Origin of the sequence: Psychrobacter sp. 1Y6 (assembly GCF_052258385.2) — a bacterium.
Taxonomy (GTDB): Bacteria; Pseudomonadota; Gammaproteobacteria; order Pseudomonadales; family Moraxellaceae; genus Psychrobacter.
In genome coordinates, this window is sequence record NZ_JBQQEW020000001.1 from 2,239,856 (window position 1) to 2,256,029 (window position 16,174).

General features: G+C 43.7%; 13 protein-coding genes and 1 pseudogene. 8 read left to right on the forward strand and 6 right to left on the reverse strand.

The window, feature by feature from the left end:
- The first annotated feature begins 16 nt into the window (after positions 1-16).
- Together creC and ACTXGF_RS23045 are read left to right on the forward strand one after the other, a co-directional pair.
- Complete coding sequence (creC, locus tag ACTXGF_RS23040; protein ID WP_443532551.1) at positions 17-1,813, forward strand: two-component system sensor histidine kinase CreC; 1,797 nt, start codon at positions 17-19, stop codon at positions 1,811-1,813.
- A gap of 236 nt (positions 1,814-2,049) precedes the next feature.
- Positions 2,050-2,250: a hypothetical protein gene (locus ACTXGF_RS23045; RefSeq protein ID WP_443532549.1), complete on the forward strand. Its 201-nt coding sequence runs from the start codon at positions 2,050-2,052 to the stop codon at positions 2,248-2,250.
- Positions 2,251-2,384: 134 nt separating this feature from the next.
- Here the strand turns inward: ACTXGF_RS23045 and aroC are convergent, their stop codons facing one another.
- Together aroC and prmB are read right to left on the reverse strand one after the other, a co-directional pair.
- A complete protein-coding gene (gene aroC / locus ACTXGF_RS23050) occupies positions 2,385-3,488 on the reverse strand; it encodes a chorismate synthase (protein ID WP_443532547.1) in 1,104 nt (367 codons plus the stop codon).
- A 144-nt stretch (positions 3,489-3,632) separates the two neighbouring features.
- Positions 3,633-4,805, reverse strand: a complete 1,173-nt coding sequence (prmB, locus tag ACTXGF_RS23055) for a 50S ribosomal protein L3 N(5)-glutamine methyltransferase (protein ID WP_101206117.1) — start codon at positions 4,803-4,805, stop codon at positions 3,633-3,635.
- 340 nt (positions 4,806-5,145) lie between these two features.
- Between prmB and ACTXGF_RS23060 the strand changes: the two genes are divergently transcribed.
- Positions 5,146-6,549, forward strand: a complete 1,404-nt coding sequence (locus ACTXGF_RS23060) for a L,D-transpeptidase family protein (RefSeq protein ID WP_443532544.1) — start codon at positions 5,146-5,148, stop codon at positions 6,547-6,549.
- Positions 6,550-6,681: 132 nt separating this feature from the next.
- Here ACTXGF_RS23060 and ACTXGF_RS23065 read toward each other — a convergent pair whose 3' ends face one another.
- Positions 6,682-6,894, reverse strand: coding sequence for a hypothetical protein (locus tag ACTXGF_RS23065; protein WP_443532543.1), 213 nt, complete (start codon positions 6,892-6,894; stop codon positions 6,682-6,684).
- 276 nt (positions 6,895-7,170) lie between these two features.
- Between ACTXGF_RS23065 and ACTXGF_RS23070 the strand changes: the two genes are divergently transcribed.
- From ACTXGF_RS23070 to ACTXGF_RS23080, 3 genes are all read left to right on the forward strand, one after another.
- A complete protein-coding gene (locus tag ACTXGF_RS23070; protein ID WP_443532542.1) occupies positions 7,171-8,922 on the forward strand; it encodes a TIGR00341 family protein in 1,752 nt (583 codons plus the stop codon).
- A 154-nt stretch (positions 8,923-9,076) separates the two neighbouring features.
- Positions 9,077-11,749 (forward strand): alanine--tRNA ligase, encoded by a 2,673-nt coding sequence (gene alaS, locus ACTXGF_RS23075; protein ID WP_443532540.1) that lies wholly within the window; start codon positions 9,077-9,079, stop codon positions 11,747-11,749.
- Positions 11,750-12,106: 357 nt separating this feature from the next.
- Positions 12,107-13,393, forward strand: coding sequence for an aspartate kinase (locus tag ACTXGF_RS23080; RefSeq protein ID WP_057759246.1), 1,287 nt, complete (start codon positions 12,107-12,109; stop codon positions 13,391-13,393).
- 280 nt (positions 13,394-13,673) lie between these two features.
- Here the strand turns inward: ACTXGF_RS23080 and ACTXGF_RS23085 are convergent, their stop codons facing one another.
- Positions 13,674-13,802, reverse strand: coding sequence for a hypothetical protein (locus ACTXGF_RS23085; protein WP_261868768.1), 129 nt, complete (start codon positions 13,800-13,802; stop codon positions 13,674-13,676).
- Between the two features lie 14 nt (positions 13,803-13,816).
- Here ACTXGF_RS23085 and csrA point away from each other — a divergent pair.
- Both csrA and ACTXGF_RS23095 read left to right on the forward strand, forming a co-directional pair.
- Positions 13,817-13,984, forward strand: a pseudogene (gene csrA / locus ACTXGF_RS23090) (carbon storage regulator CsrA); the annotation flags it as partial.
- Positions 13,985-14,163: 179 nt separating this feature from the next.
- Positions 14,164-14,538 (forward strand): HopJ type III effector protein, encoded by a 375-nt coding sequence (locus ACTXGF_RS23095; RefSeq protein ID WP_057759243.1) that lies wholly within the window; start codon positions 14,164-14,166, stop codon positions 14,536-14,538.
- Positions 14,539-14,664: 126 nt separating this feature from the next.
- On the opposite strand, the gene ACTXGF_RS23100 is transcribed toward ACTXGF_RS23095, so the two are convergent.
- Together ACTXGF_RS23100 and ACTXGF_RS23105 are read right to left on the reverse strand one after the other, a co-directional pair.
- Positions 14,665-14,976 carry a YeaC family protein gene (locus tag ACTXGF_RS23100; protein WP_201566963.1) on the reverse strand — a complete coding sequence of 104 codons (312 nt, stop codon included), beginning with the start codon at positions 14,974-14,976 and terminating at the stop codon, positions 14,665-14,667.
- A gap of 55 nt (positions 14,977-15,031) precedes the next feature.
- Entirely contained in the window at positions 15,032-16,036 is a 1,005-nt protein-coding gene (locus ACTXGF_RS23105) for an NAD(+) kinase (protein WP_193834210.1), read from the reverse strand.
- Positions 16,037-16,174: the final 138 nt, after the last annotated feature.

Below are 16,174 nucleotides of genomic sequence, written 5' to 3' on the forward strand. Positions count from 1 at the left end.
CAGTGGCTGCTAGTTTATGAATAATAAAACCAATCCTACTGAGAATGATATTCATAATGACCAAAGCAATTGGTATGCCAAACTGCATCCTATTGGTACTGCTCAGCAAGCCCCTAAACGCAAACGACTGCTCAATTTAAGTATATTTTTTAGGATTTGGCTAGCCGTTGCGTTGGTGCTCGTTATATGCGGCGTGGTCGTGTTTACTCAGTTGTTTGGCTACGTCAAGCCAACCGCGCAGCAAGTCATCGAAGACACGCTCCTAGACACCAGTAAATTACTCGCGGCCAGTCTACAGGTGCCGCTATCTACAGGGCAGTTATATGATGAGGAATATCAAGCGCAACTTGATGCTGCATTTGTCGGCATGCCAGCGATGGACGAAACGCTCAGTCCTGTCGATCAAACCAAAAGCTACAGTAGCTTTCGCGTATATGTGACAGACAATAGCGGCATAGTTATTTACGACTCCCTGCCCAGACCTGATAATAATGAAGGGCAAAACTATGGACGCTGGAATGATGTCTATCTCACGTTAAAAGGACAATACGGCGCGAGAAGTACACTGCGAGATTATCAGCGGCGCGATGGTTCGGTCATGTATGTGGCTCAGCCCATCAAAAATCCGTCTGGAGATATCATCGGTGTGGTCAGTGTCGGTAAGCCTGTCGCTAGCGTATTGCCTTATTTAGATGACACACGTAACCGTATGCTTATCACCGCACTACTTATCAGTATCGCTGCTCTTATACTGGCAGGTCTAGTAGCATGGTGGCTTAAGCAGAGTATTACTTTGGTGACTCAATATACCAGTGCGTTGGCAGAAGACACCAAAAAGCCCTATTTTTATCTAGGGCATGAGTTAAATAGCTTGACAGATACTATCGAGACCATGAAGCATCGACTCGAAAACCGTGCTTACGTCACTGATTATGTTCATACGCTCACTCACGAGTTAAAAAGCCCTTTGACCGCCATACGTGCCAGTAGCGAGCTGTTAGAGGACGATGGATTAGATGGCAATAAACTGGATAATGAAGATCGGCAGATGCTCATTGAGACGGTAGGTGAGCAAAGCATAAAAATGCAACAGCTCATCGACCGACTTCTGTTGCTGGCTAAAGTAGAACAGCCTACCTTTAAGCTCAACCGACAACTGACTCCCCTATTACCACTTTTGCAAAGTCTGATCAGAGATAATACAGCCAAGCAGCAACAGCAGAATCTATACCCTATCGATATACATATTGATAATAAGAATGTGACCAACATTGCAAACTTGCCAGCAGAAGTACTGGCAGCGACTAGCGTGTATGCTGACCAGTTTTGGTTAATACAAGTACTGCAAAATGTGCTTGATAATGCGATACACTTTGCAAGTCGTACCGTTGAGATTTCATTGCATAGCACTACTCGAACCGTCACTATCGATATATTCAATGATGGTAAGCTGCTACCCGAATATGCTGTCGCAAAAGCATTTGAGCGTTATTTCAGCTTGTCTCATCAAAGCCAACCATCATCTCAAACAACGAATCGCACAGACAACAATGATCTATATACAGAGTCGACAGATCCAACGACTGAGTCGAGGCAAACTGACCATAGTAGTAATACGCTCAAGAAAGGCACGGGCCTTGGACTCACCTTAGTAAAGCAAGTAATTGAACATCATGGTGGTCAGGTAGCCATCAACAATGTCCATGCCAACAATGATAAAGCTGGCACTGATAAAGCTACACCTGATAACACTGATACTAGTAAAAACCAGCGTTCTGGTGTGATGGTTAGTATCACCCTGCCATTGGCCTGAAAATAATAACTTATAGTCGATTCAATTTAAGAGTAGTACAAGGCAACCGAGTGCAGATGTATATGTGATACTTCAAGCGAGGTTAACGCTGTAATACTTTTATAGTGGAATGACTATATATGGATTCATCAACTTTCCATCATGACTACACAGGGATTTCTACTTCATTGTTTTACGATAGCACTAGGATCTATTGAACCGTCAAATTCGTAAAGTAAATTAGGAGTAGAAATTTCATGTCACATCAATTAACGGATAACCCTATTATCAATAACCTAATCGGCTTTAGCCGTCATCACTGTGCACAGACATTAACGAGCCAAGGCGTCGATAGTATTGAGTTTGGTCATTGGCTAGCGATTCCTAGTCAGCGGTTGTTATTGGTATTTCGACATCAGCAGTGTGTGGCTATTGATGAGTATCAACTGGTAGCCTAATATTTAGCTAGCTCAAAACGTTGATTATATTTAGGTAATACCTGTATTTTATTTAGACATAAAAAAGCCCTTTATTATTTCTAGTATTAAACTACTGGAAACAACAAAGGGCTGATTACTCTACGACAAAAATACTAAGTGATCGATTGTACTGGCGGCTTCACATCCGCGTTTTGACCGCGATGACGTAGATAGTGATCAAGCACTACAATCGCTAGCATCGCTTCGGCAATGGGCGTAGCACGCACACCTACGCAAGGATCATGACGACCCTTAGTCAGCATATCGACTGCTTCACCTTGAGTGTTAATGCTCTTGCCAGCAGTAGTAATACTAGATGTTGGTTTTAGCGCAATACTCACACGGATATCTTGGCCTGATGAGATACCGCCCAAGACACCGCCAGCATGGTTGGCTGCAAACCCATCTGGCGTCAGCTCATCACGAGCGCTATGTCCGAATTGACCTGCTACCGCCATCCCATCGCCAATCTCGACGCCTTTGACCGCATTGATACTCATCATCGCATGAGCGATATCTGCATCTAAACGATCAAATACTGGCTCGCCTAAGCCTACTGGCACACCGCTCGCAATGATATCAAGGCGCGCGCCACAGCTAGTGCCTTCACGGCGCAAGTTATCAATCAAGGTTTCAAAACGGCCAATCGCTTCTTTGTCTGCACAGAAGAACGGATTGCTATTTACAAACTCCCAGTCAATTTGGCTTGGGTCTAAGACATTACTATGCTCATTGCCAATCTGAGTCACGTGACCACGAATTTGTACGCCTAGACGTTCTTGCAAGTATTTCTTGGCGATAGCACCAGCTGCTACACGCATGGCCGTTTCACGTGCTGACGAACGACCGCCACCACGATAGTCACGGAAGCCATATTTCATACTATAAGTATAGTCAGCGTGTCCAGGACGGAAAGTATCTTTGATATCGCTATAGTCTTTAGATTTTTGATTGGTATTGCGAATCAATAAACCGATAGACGTACCTGTGGTTTTGCCTTCAAATACGCCAGAGATAATCTCAACTTCATCAGACTCACGGCGCTGGGTTGAATACTTAGACGTACCCGGTTTGCGACGATCCAAATCTACTTGTAGTTCGTCTGCAGATAATACTAAACCTGGTGGTACGCCATCAACGATGGCCATAAGGCCTGCCCCATGCGACTCACCACAAGTGGTAACCGTAAAAACCTGCCCAATACTATTGCCTGCCATAACTGTCCTTAAACAAGTAAACGCTACTGATTACTATTTGACCAATCACTCATAGTTACTGCTTGTGTTGCTTATAATGAGTGATTGTATTGTTATTTATAGTTTCGGCTCATGAAGCCGATGTCTATCCGACCCAATATCTGTCTATTGAAGGCTATCTAATAGCTGAACATAAGAGGCAAACAATTGACGGTTTGAGACTAGCTCATCATAGGTAATCGCAAAGACACCATGACCGCCATGTGCAAACTTCAACCAATCAAACTGGATTTCAGGATAGGCTTGTTTTAGCGCCCATTCGCTGTCACCTACTTCACAGATCAGCAAACCATCTGGGCTAAGGTAATCTGGCGCTTCAAATAAGATACGATGTACCAAATCTAAGCCGTCTTGGCCAGCTGCAAGTGCATGCTCAGGCTCATATAAGAACTCAGGCGGCAAATCTGCCATGATAGCGGCGTCCACGTACGGTGGATTGGTGACGATAAGCTCATACTGGTTCTCAGCAGGTATCTTGGCAAACAAATCAGACTCGATTACGTTTACTTGATGACCAAGGTCATGATGATCGACATTGACCATTGCCACTTCTAACGCGCCTTTATCGATATCAACAGCATCGACCAACGCATCAACGAAACGGGTAGCAAGCGCGATTGCGATACAACCAGAGCCAGTACACAAGTCCAAGATACGCTCAGGCTGCGACAATTGCTTTACATCCAAGCCATGATCATAAAATACCGCTGACTTTTCGTTCGGACTGACACCCAGTGGTTTGGCCAATTCAGTAACTTCAAAGTACGGATGGAACTGCTGACGAATCAACTCTGCAATCGGTGAGCGAGGAATAAGAACACGCTCATCGACATAAAAAGGCAAATCGCAGAAGTACGATAAGTTAATCAAATAACTGAGTGGTTTACGCTCAGCGATACGCTCTTCTAACAGCCCTAGTACCAACTGCTTCTCAGACGTGGTCAGACGACAGTCTAAAATCTGCTCATTGGCAGACCAATCGAGAGACAAAGAATGCAGGACAATGGCTGACGCTTCTGCAAACTCATCGGTCGTGCCTTGTGCAACAACGACGTCGTAGTTACGCAGCTGCGTGACTGAAAAACGAATAAAGTCGCGAATACTGACAAGCTGCTCACGTGCTTCGTTTAGCTCTGCATGTAAGTTAGCAAATTCATCGTGCTCACCAAGAAGTCCAGTCTCTAAATCATACTCCATCTCACCGTCTAAGCCTTCAGACTCATCGTTGAAGTATTGGTTTTGAAACTCTTCTGCACTCATTGTTTGGTCTTCTGACATATCGCACCTTGTGGATTAACTGCTAGCGGGTTAAATTGCTTTTTGCTAAAAATCGTTATATTAAATAAAATTCAGTCATACATTATAGACGTAAACCTCTAGTAGCGCCAATAACTGTCATTTTTACTTGCACAAAAAATAGTGCGAATAATGAACAGTTTGCGTAAGAATCGAGCACGACGCCATACACACCTTGGTTAAATTATTACCCAACTGTAGCGAATACGTCAGCAGTTGACGTTTGGCAAGTCTTAAATGCAAAAAGATGTGTCAAAAGTTTGCGATGCAATCAAATTATGCGCATAATAGCCGCATTAGTAGCAACCACAAGTGACTCAATATGATGAAAATAAAGCCAATTATTACTGCCATATCTATCGCAGCTGTAAGTGCCAGTGTAGCCGCACTTGCTGCACCTGCCGATAGTACTCGCACATTGCCAGTACGCACGGCTGACGCTATGCCAGGTCTTGCCAAAAAGGTTAGCCTGAATGTGCAAGAGAACCGTAGTCGCTCAGATGGCGCTGCTACTGTACAGTTAAATACAGAGAAAGCGAAACCAGTCGACAGCATGAACCAGCTTATCAATAACAAGCAAGAAGCCAGTCAAAACGCGCCAGCCCCAGCTGCTGACAATATGAGTGCAGCAGAACTGACGCGTAAAGATGAGCAGGCTGACCGTAACGATGACATTAGTGAAGGTCAAGCCGTTGCTGCGCCTAGCGACCTATCATCTATCGACTCTTCTGATCCACTCGCTTTTGAGTTACCAGAGAGTGAAAAGCGTCAAGACTTTAGCGATGATCCAACCATCAAAAATATCGAAGACAAAGATGGTAAGAAGCATACAACGCTGAACTTGTCGAACTATGCTAAGCAAGTGAACGGTGCTGTCTGGTCGCCTAATATGAAAGTCAACTCAGCGATGACCATCAAAATGCAGGCGCTGCTCGATTGGAACCATGCTTCTCCTGGTCCTATCGATGGCGGTTGGGGTATGAACAGCAAAAAAGCCCTTGTTAACTTCCAAACGATGAAAGGCTTACCAGCGACTGGTAAAATGGATCAAAAAACTTGGGATGCATTGGTTAAAAATATCCCTGCAAACAAACCCGTACTGGTCACTTATACGTTGACCGCAGACGATATCAATACCAATTTTGCGACTACCCCTTCTGGTTCAGAAGCAAAGTCAAAAATGAAAGGTCTTTATTATCAAGATATTAAAGAGATGCTAGGTGAACGTTTCCATATGGATGTACGTTACTTAGACAAACTCAACAAGAATAAAAAGTATGCTGTTGGCGAGACTATCACAGTGCTAAATACTCGTGACAAGCTGAACCAACGTATCAATCGCGTAGTCGCCAACAAAGCCGACAAAACATTGTATGCCTACAATGGTGATAAATTGGTTGCTACTTATCCGACGACCGTTGGTAGTGATGCCACACCGTCTCCAAAAGGCACGTTCAAAATTATCAATAAAGTGAAAATGCCTTGGTATAAATCAACCGTTGGTGAAGGCGCTCAAAAGAAAGTTCATATGATAGCACCAGGACCAAACAACCCAGTCGGTGTCGTTTGGATGGGATTATCTAAGCCTTCTTACGGTTTACATGGCTCACCAGTACCTGAAGGTATCAGTCGTCAAGGCTCAGCAGGTTGTGTTCGTTTGACCAACTGGGATGTGTTAGAAGTATATGCCAATATTGAAAATGGCGCAGTTGTCGAACTTCAATAATTAGAACCTTATTAAATCTAGCTTCGATGCTAGTTAGCAGATATTTTTAATGATAAAAAAGACCTCAATCTTGAGGTCTTTTTTTGTTTGCTGATAGGCGGTTCCACCTCACATCGATAACACTGCTTGTCTTTATGTCTTATAGCTTTCCTCATTCCCAGTAATACTGCCAATTTTTTTGGTAAAGAATAATCCTGCAGGTAACGAAGCTAGAACACCCAATCCAACCGCTATTTGAATATGAAGTATCTCATCGAACCCTGTAATGAGAGCACCAATCATAAAAAGTCCAACAGTCACGGTGGCTGTCATTGAATAGATGACAGAAAATAATGGCCAGTTCATAAGTTATTCCTTATCTTTATTGTGGATATAATACATTTAACCTTAATTCCACAAAAAAAATAAGTATTTACCGTGAACCCTTGTAGCATCTATATTGAATGACTTTTGAACAAAAACCATGCTATTATTAAGGTTTTCGACTTAATCATAAGAAACATCAGTTCCTACTCTCATCTTTTTTCTACTCTTTTTTATAATTTTCAAGAATCTCCTATATCTTTATCTATTTATCATTACAATAATGACTTTCTTTATTTACTAAGAACGCTATCTGCTATGTCCTCATCTGAAAAAAATACAGCGCATAACTCAGTGGATCAAAAAGATTCATCAGCCACTACTGACGCCTCTCACAATCAAGACGCGACAGTTGACCCAGTAGTTGATGATGCCGCTGTAGACAATGATAAAAGCGAAGACAATCAATACAAGCAATCGACTGATACAGATGGCGAAACAGACTCCGAAGTAGACACTGAATGTGCGCAGCCGCCTGACGCTGAGATAACCATGGAAACCATCAGTGACGATGTGGTCGTGGCGACATTGGAGTCGACAGAACCTGAGTCACAGTCAAATACTGAAGCATCAGAGGTTGCAGAAACAGAAACTATAGAAGCGAAAGAGAAGTCAGACTTCTTCCAGTCGGATACGCCAGAGACAACAGAAAAAAGTGCTCAAGACGATAGTGATGCTGAAGTAACGGTAGAAGCAGAAGACGACCTTGCTGATGACCCTGCTGATGACACAAACATCGCAGCACAGTCATCAGATAACAAAACAGCCAATCAACAAAAGACAAAAAATGAATCTAGTCGCGATGATGACCATCAAAATAATGACTCAGAAGATAAAAGCCAAAATAAAGACACCGATGTAGAAGATAGCGACGCTCAAAAGTCTCAAGATGAAAGTGACGAAGATGAGGTTCAAGAGGAAAAAGAAGCCAAGCTTGAGTCTTACAAGCAGTTTGTCGCCGAGCAATTCAGCAATCAAAAGGTAGATTACCCAGAAGTACGGGTTAGGATTGAGGCGAACGCGCTGCCTAGCAAGATGTACTTCATCATGAACATCCTATCTGCCATCATTGCCAGTTATGGGCTAGTGACTAATTCAGCAGCCGTGGTCATCGGAGCGATGCTGGTTGCGATGATGCTAGGCCCTATCACGGGTATAGCGCTAGCGATTATCGATCACCGTATGCCACTGCTACGTAAGTCGCTTTTTACCGTCATCATCGGTGTCTCACTGGTGGTATTGGTCGGCTTTATCGTTGGTTGGCTACATAAAGACCAACCGCTAACCGCAGAAATCCTATCACGTACCCAGCCTACTTCCATGGATTTGATGATTGCCTTAGCAGGTGGTACTGCTGGTGCTTATGCGATGGTATCTCCGCATCTCTCGGTTGCTGTTGTTGGCGTTGCGGTTGCCACAGCCTTGGTGCCACCACTGGCTGCTAGCGGTATTTTGCTCGCTAATGGCGAGATGCAGCTTGGGCTTGGTGCGCTGTTGTTGGCAGCGACCAACATTCTTGCTATCCAGTTTACTAATGCGCTTGTATTGTGGATATTAGGTTTCCGTCGTTTGGTCGATGACGATTATAAATCGAATACCTATCTGACTTTTTTGCAGCGCAACGCCGTGACTTTATTACTACTTGGTGGCCTAGGTGCTTACTTGACCATCAACCTACAGACCAATGCCAAGCAGCAAGTATTTGAGAGTAGTGTCAAAGAAGCCATCAACAACTACTTTATCGATCAAGGCAATGTATTGACCAATACGCAGTTTGATACCTCAGAAGAAAATCAAGTGGTGCGAGCAATCGTGCGTGGAGAGACATTACCGAGCTCATATGACGTACGCCAGATTGAAACGCTCATTACTAATGATATGGCAGAGAATTTCCCAGAGTACTTGCCAATCAAGCTTCAACTACGTTATCTGCCTGTACAAGTAATCGAGTCCAATCCAACGACGCAAGACAAATTAGATGAAACGGATGCGGCAATTTTGACCAATTAGCCTCAATACTCTATAAATTAGGCGATGACTAGCACACGTATAATAACCTAGTAGTTATAACTCTTGTACCAAGAGCTTGGGCGTTTGTGCTAAAATCGCTTGCAAAATTATTTTATGTCATTTACTCAATTCTATCCGTCAGTAAGGAGCCGCTGTGAGCCAGCCATTTCGCTCAGCCGATATTCGCCAAGCCTTTATCGATTTTTTCATAAGCAAGCAGCACACCCAAGTTTCATCGTCTAGCTTGATTCCACACAATGATCCGACATTGCTATTTACCAATGCCGGTATGAATCAGTTTAAAGAAACCTTTTTGGGTATGGAACCACGTGACTATACACGTGCGGTAACCTCTCAAAAGTGCGTACGTGCTGGCGGCAAACACAATGATTTGGATAATGTCGGCTATACCGCCCGTCACCATACTTTCTTTGAAATGCTTGGCAACTTCTCATTTGGTGATTATTTCAAGCAAGCAGGTATTGAGTATATCTGGGAGTTTTTAACCTCAGATCAGTGGTTAGCGATTGATAAAAATCGTCTCTATGTCACTATCTATGAGACTGATGACGAGGCCTTTGAAATTTGGAATAAAAACATCGGCATCCCGAGTGAGCGCATCATTCGTATTGGTGATAACAAAGGTGCTCCTTACGCTTCTGATAACTTTTGGACGATGGGTGACACTGGTCCTTGTGGCCCTTGTACCGAAGTCTTTTATGACCATGGCGCCGATATCGAAGGCGGCCTGCCAGGTACCCCAGAAGAAGACGGTGATCGCTATATTGAGATTTGGAACTGCGTATTCATGCAGTTCAATCGTCAAAAAGACGGCACGCTGTTACCACTGCCAGCACCTAGCGTCGATACAGGCATGGGGCTTGAGCGTATTAGTGCCATTATGCAAGGCGTTCATGGCAACTACGAGATCGATTTATTTGTCCATTTGATGGATGCAGCAGCTGAAATACTAGAAATTAATAATGAGCAACAATCATCATTAAAAGTCATCGCCGACCATATTCGTGCTGTAGCATTTTTGATTGCTGATGGTGTCACGCCAAGTAATGAAGGTCGCGGCTATGTATTGCGCCGTGTCATTCGTCGTGCGGTACGTCATGGCAACAAACTTGGCGCTGATAGCGAGTTTTTCTATAAGATGGTTGCGCCACTCGTCGCTGAAATGGGCAGTGCCTATCCTGAGCTAAAAGACAAACAAAGCGTCATCGAAAGTGCTATTCAGAAAGAAGAAGCACAGTTTGCTAAAACATTGGCCCAAGGCTTACGTTTACTTGCCAGCGAACTTGAAGGCTTACAAGATGGTGATACGCTATCTGGTGAAGCGGCATTTAAGCTCTATGATACCTATGGTTTCCCACTTGATTTGACCGCCGATATCACTCGTGAGCGTGGTATTGCTATTGATGAAGCGGAATTTGACGAGCATATGCAGGCACAACGCGAACGTGCGCGTGATGCTGGCAAGTTTGATGTCGATTACAGCAGTGTCATCCAAGTAGAAACGCCAACGACATTTATCGGCTATGAGCAGCTCGAAGAAGACGGCGTGACTATTGACGCGCTTTATCAAGACGGCAACCCGGCAGACAGCTTAACAGAAGGCATGGAAGGCGTTGTAGTCTTGGATCGCACCCCATTTTATGCTGAAGGCGGTGGTCAAGTCGGTGAGCTTGGTGAAATCCGTACAGCATCTGGCGTCTTCGAAGTGCAAGATACCAAAAAATCTGGTCAGGCGATTATCCATTATGGTGTCGTGACCATGGGCGATATCAGCACTAAGCAAACCGCTGAAGCGCAAGTACTGTCTAGCATTCGTGCAGCCAGCGCCAAAAACCACTCAGCCACTCACCTATTGCACGCAGCGCTAAGAGAAGTACTAGGCGATGCGGTCACGCAAAAAGGCTCACTAGTCTCAAGCGAAGTACTACGTTTTGACTTTGCTTATGATAAGCCTGTCAGCGCCGCTGAAATTATGCGTGTCGAACGTCTCGTTAATGAGCAAATTCAAGCCAATACCCCTGCCCGTATCGAGCACATGTCGATTGATGAAGCGATGAATCAAGGCGCTATGGCACTGTTTGGTGAAAAGTACGGTAGTGACGTTCGAGTCCTAACCATGGGTACAGACCGTATCGTTGATGGTCAGCGCAAGCCTTTCTCTATCGAGCTATGTGGTGGCTTGCATGTACAACGTACGGGCGATATCGGTGTGCTAAAAATCACCAGTGAATCTGGTATTGCGGCTGGTATCCGCCGAGTTGAAGCCGTCACGGGTATGAATGCGGTCAAAAACATTCAGCAAAGCGAGCAACAACTGAGCGAATTGGCAAGTCAGCTGAAAGTAAAACGTCCTGAAGTAGCGCAGCGTGTCCGTACGATGGCTGATAAGCAACGCGAGCTTGAAAAACAGCTAGAGCGCTTAGAGCAAAAAATCGCCAGTGCTCAAGCAGCCAACTTGCTTGATGATGTACAAATGATCGCAGGTACGCCAGTTCTTATCAGCACCTTAAGCGGTATCGATGGTAAATCCATCCGTACGCTGATGGACGATATCAAATCAAAACTGCCTGATAGCGTGATTGTATTGATTGGTGATAAAGATGACCAATTAGCACTCGCAGCGAGCGTCGCAAAATCTGTCACTGCCAAAGTGAAGGCTGGTGATATTATTCGTCATTTGGCAGGTGAGCTTGGTGGTAAAGGTGGCGGTAAGCCTGACTACGCTCAAGGCGGCGCACCGAAGTCTGGCAACAGTGCAGCGGTTATCAGCGCTCTACCTGCTTGGATTGAAACCCAGCTTAGCTAAGCTAGCGAATATTAAACTCGTGAATATACTGGTATAGCGCGTCACAATGTATCTTATATTTATCGCATAGCTTTACTCTACTACGCATAGAATACGTGATTGGTTATAACTACTATAACCAATCGCCATACATCTAAGCGCTCCTGAGGCTTAAAGTTATGCGGTAGATATGGTATAAAGGTCAACGTTTGGGCATATTGTTCATTCTATAAGGTTGATAGATACCATTAGAAGAATGAAAGACCTAAAGGCATAACTCTTATCATCTGGCTTTATCTATACAAGCATTGACGAGCATCACATTGACTCTCCTCAATGACAATAAAAAGTCATTATTGAATAAATAGGTAGATTTTTATGGCGTTAATAGTACAGAAATACGGCGGCACCTCGATGGGCAGTATCGACCGCATCAAAAACGTCGCCAAACGAGTCAAACGCTGGCATGACAATGGTCATCAAGTGGTCGTCGTGGTCTCAGCCATGAGCGGCGAAACCAACCGTTTGATTGATCTAGCTCGCCAAATTAGCACGCAGCCTGATCCTCGCGAATACGATCAAATGGTCTCAACAGGTGAGCAGGTTTCTATCTCACTCCTAGCCATGGCGATTAAAGAGCTTGGTATTGGTGCCCGTTCAATGACTGGTCGCCAAGTCGCGATTAAGACCGACAACGCCCATAATAAAGCCCGTATCGAAAGCATCGATGACAAAAACATACGTGAGCAATTAGATGCTGGCAATATCGTTATTGTGGCAGGTTTCCAAGGTATCGACGAAGAAGGTAACGCGACCACATTAGGACGCGGCGGTTCTGATACCACAGGTGTGGCGATTGCCGCGGCCTTGGGCGCTGACGAGTGTCAAATTTATACCGATGTCGATGGCGTCTATACCACTGACCCTCGTGTGACCTCAAAAGCCAAAAAGCTTGAAAAAATTACGTTTGAAGAAATGCTTGAAATGGCAAGTCTTGGCTCTAAGATTCTACAGATTCGCTCAGTAGAATTCGCTGGTAAATATGGCGTGCCGCTACGTGTACTCTCTAGCTTTGACGAAAACACAGACGGTAGCTTTGACCAAGAATTTCAAGACAACGTTGGTACCCTAATTACGATAGACGAAGGAGACAATATGGAACAGGCAATCATCTCAGGTATCGCGTTCAACAGAGACGAAGCAAAAATCTTAGTACGCGGCGTGCCTGACCATCCTGGTATCGCTTCGGCTATCTTAAGCCCAATTGGTCGTGCCAATATCGAAATCGATATGATTGTACAAAATCTTTCGGATAACGGTACTACTGATTTTACTTTCACGGTTAACCGCACTGATTTAGATAAGACGCTAAAAGTGCTTAACGAAGAAGTGAAAGATGAAATTGGTGCCAAAGAAATATTGGGCAACAGTGAAGTTGTTAAAGTTTCATTGGTTGGTGTTGGCATGCGTTCACACGCAGGTGTCGCTAGCCTTATGTTCCAAACACTCGCTGAAAACAACATCAACATCCAAATGATTTCAACCAGCGAAATCAAAGTGTCGGTTCTGATTCAAGATCAACACTTAGAAAAAGCCGTTAAATCATTGCACACGGCATTTGGCCTAGATCGTGAAGACGGTGAAAGTAAAATCGCTGGGCTATAAGACATAAAAACTGTTAAAATATAGCATTAGCATTGATGGTTATCTATTAACCGCTATTAATGACTTTATATAGTATGTAGATAAACAGCATTTAAATTAATAGCGTTTGAATTAATAGTATCTAAATAAAAACAGTACTTAAATAAAATAGGATCTTTTTAGGTCCTATTTTTATTTTTTAGCATAGTTGAAATGAGCATTTACCTAATAGTTTTGTGAAAAACCGTGACAGTATCTGTTATGCCGCCTATAATGGGGCTTTCATTTGGGCTAAATGAATCTACCTATCATTACCGCTATTGGCACGATATCTGGCATCGTGATAATGGTTATATTGCGTGTTTGGTGCTGCGGTGATGTTCTGCAATTGAGAAGTAATCTGATGAGTAATAATTTGTTGATGCGACATAAGGAGTGTGACGCATGTTAATTTTGACACGCCGCGTGGGCGAAACGCTAATGATTGGCGACGAAGTAAGTGTGACGGTTCTAGGCGTCAAAGGCAATCAAGTACGTATCGGTGTAAACGCACCCAAAGATATTGCAGTACACCGCGAAGAGATTTATCAACGTATTCAGCATGAGCGTTCTGTACAGTCGCAAATGCAGCATCTTGAGCAAGGCAACTTTTCGCCTTCGTTTGATGACGAAGACTACTTTAATCGCTAAGCTAGCTAAATTATAATGCTGAACGCTCAACGGCTACTATCATCATTGAGCACACATAAATATTATATTGTTTTTTTAATCTGCTCTGAGGTCATTTATTTATGAGTATCCGCCAATCAGATGTATCGGCATTACTTAATGGTTTGAACAAAAAAGCCATTGGATTCAATGATGTCATCAGCTTTATCGATGATTTTTATCGCTATGCACCTGCCCCTTTCGTAAATGGAATGGTACATAATGCAGCCGGTGAGAACGAAGGTAGCGCAAAGATCTTTGGTTTTGCTAAGCACCATGGTCTGAACCAATTGGACACGCTTAAACTATTTGGCGAGCATTATGCCAAGGTTCAAGCAACGCCTAACGGTACCGATCATGCCAATATCCGTAATTTTTTACATTGGGGTTGGCAAGGATTTTTGATGCAAAAGAACCCGCTAACGGTTCGTCCTAGTGTTGATACGACTGCTATTTAATCATTTATGATGATTAAGCTATTTCTGATCATTTAATTATTGGTAAAGTAAAAAAAGCCACGCTATATAGCGTGGCTTTTTTATGATGAGTGTTTTTATAACAACTATTACAACTTATTTATAGATCTATTTATCACGAAACTTAACAGGCTGTACCGCACCTTTAGGATTTGGCATATTAGGGTAGTGATGCTCGTGCTCGACGTCACATTCAGCACCGATGACAGAGCCATCATCTTTTACCGGTTTATGAATATAACCTGTACGCTCGGCTGGCGGTAGGTGCTCATGCTCCCATACCATCACAGCTTGCATACAAGTCTCACGCTGCTCAGCGGTAATCTTACGACCGTCAGGCCATTTACCTAGCTCAATCGCCATACGAAACTTATCAACCACTTCGGGCGTTAGACTTGCTAGTATTGTTTGTTTATCCATCTTGCCTACTCTCCACTACCATTTTTTGCATCATATTTGGGTCTAATAGATACGCTTATTCATCGTCTATAATATCATCATCGACATCAAGACTGAATTCTTCGGCATGTACGTTCCAGTGCAGCTTTGTACGGCAGGCCTCATAAAAGTCAAACCCAGGCGGGTGCAACAAAGTAAGCTTATCAGGATGCTTACGAATATGTAAGCGCTGCTCTTGCTCAAGTGGCACACTCGGCTTACCATCTGCACTCACCATCGGCTGAGTACGATTGTCTTCGTGGATACGAATACAAACCTCACTATTACCACTGACCACAATCGGTCTGCTAGATAACGTATGGGGATGCATCGGCACCAGACAAATAGCGTCCATACTCGGATGAATAATTGGACCGCCACCTGATAAAGCATAAGCAGTAGAGCCAGTTGGCGTTGCTGCTATCAAGCCATCACTATGCTGTCTATAAACGTCATGTTCATCAATTTTCATCTGAAAATCAATCATATGTACCGATTTACCAGCGTGCAGTACGATATCATTCAGTGCCATGTCTTCATGGATAATTTTACGCCCTTCTCGTATCTCCATCGTCAATAAAAACCGATGGTCCAGTTGATAGTCTCCCATCAATACTTGACGTAACTTAAAGGCAGCTTCATCAGGTTTTACATCTGCTAAGAATCCTAAACGGCCACGGTTTACCCCTAGTACAGGTACACGGTAGCGTGCTAGCGCCTCAGCGGCATGTAGTATCGAACCATCACCGCCGACCACAATAACCAAATCACAAATTTCACCAATCAAACCCCGTTTGACGATTTTGACTCTTTCTATGTCTGTGAGGTCAAGCGTTGGTAAATTGGCCGTTTGTACATCCATTATTAACGTCAAATTCATATCATTGACGGTTTGGGCAATCTGTACCAAGCTTTGAGTGACACTACGTTTACCAGCACGGCCCATTAGACCAATACGCCTAAAGGCAGGGTTTTTAATAGCGTGGAATAGCTCTGATTCATGTAAGTGTGGCAATCTTGCTGACTGCGCTGAGTTTTCCATAAAACGACTCGGTATAACGGTGAAGTACAAGGTAATGATAGCGATAAATGCGCGCTTAGACTAGCATGTTTATGAATTATCGTTGTTAACTGTCGTAACTGACCCCATATAAAAGCTATCGAATGTTTTACTTAGCCG

What these genes read in the sequence shown, in the direction of transcription:
- ACTXGF_RS23095 (WP_057759243.1), top strand. Translation starts at nt 14,164, where the DNA reads ATGAGTATCCGCCAATCAGATGTATCGGCATTACTTAATGGTTTGAAC.
- ACTXGF_RS23105 (WP_193834210.1), bottom strand. Translation starts at nt 16,036, where the DNA reads ATGGAAAACTCAGCGCAGTCAGCAAGATTGCCACACTTACATGAATCA.
- ACTXGF_RS23100 (WP_201566963.1), bottom strand. Translation starts at nt 14,976, where the DNA reads ATGGATAAACAAACAATACTAGCAAGTCTAACGCCCGAAGTGGTTGAT.
- ACTXGF_RS23080 (WP_057759246.1), top strand. Translation starts at nt 12,107, where the DNA reads ATGGCGTTAATAGTACAGAAATACGGCGGCACCTCGATGGGCAGTATC.
- ACTXGF_RS23045 (WP_443532549.1), top strand. Translation starts at nt 2,050, where the DNA reads ATGTCACATCAATTAACGGATAACCCTATTATCAATAACCTAATCGGC.
- ACTXGF_RS23065 (WP_443532543.1), bottom strand. Translation starts at nt 6,894, where the DNA reads ATGAACTGGCCATTATTTTCTGTCATCTATTCAATGACAGCCACCGTG.
- prmB (WP_101206117.1), bottom strand. Translation starts at nt 4,805, where the DNA reads ATGTCAGAAGACCAAACAATGAGTGCAGAAGAGTTTCAAAACCAATAC.
- ACTXGF_RS23070 (WP_443532542.1), top strand. Translation starts at nt 7,171, where the DNA reads ATGTCCTCATCTGAAAAAAATACAGCGCATAACTCAGTGGATCAAAAA.
- ACTXGF_RS23060 (WP_443532544.1), top strand. Translation starts at nt 5,146, where the DNA reads ATGATGAAAATAAAGCCAATTATTACTGCCATATCTATCGCAGCTGTA.
- creC (WP_443532551.1), top strand. Translation starts at nt 17, where the DNA reads ATGAATAATAAAACCAATCCTACTGAGAATGATATTCATAATGACCAA.
- aroC (WP_443532547.1), bottom strand. Translation starts at nt 3,488, where the DNA reads ATGGCAGGCAATAGTATTGGGCAGGTTTTTACGGTTACCACTTGTGGT.
- ACTXGF_RS23085 (WP_261868768.1), bottom strand. Translation starts at nt 13,802, where the DNA reads ATGTCGCATCAACAAATTATTACTCATCAGATTACTTCTCAATTGCAG.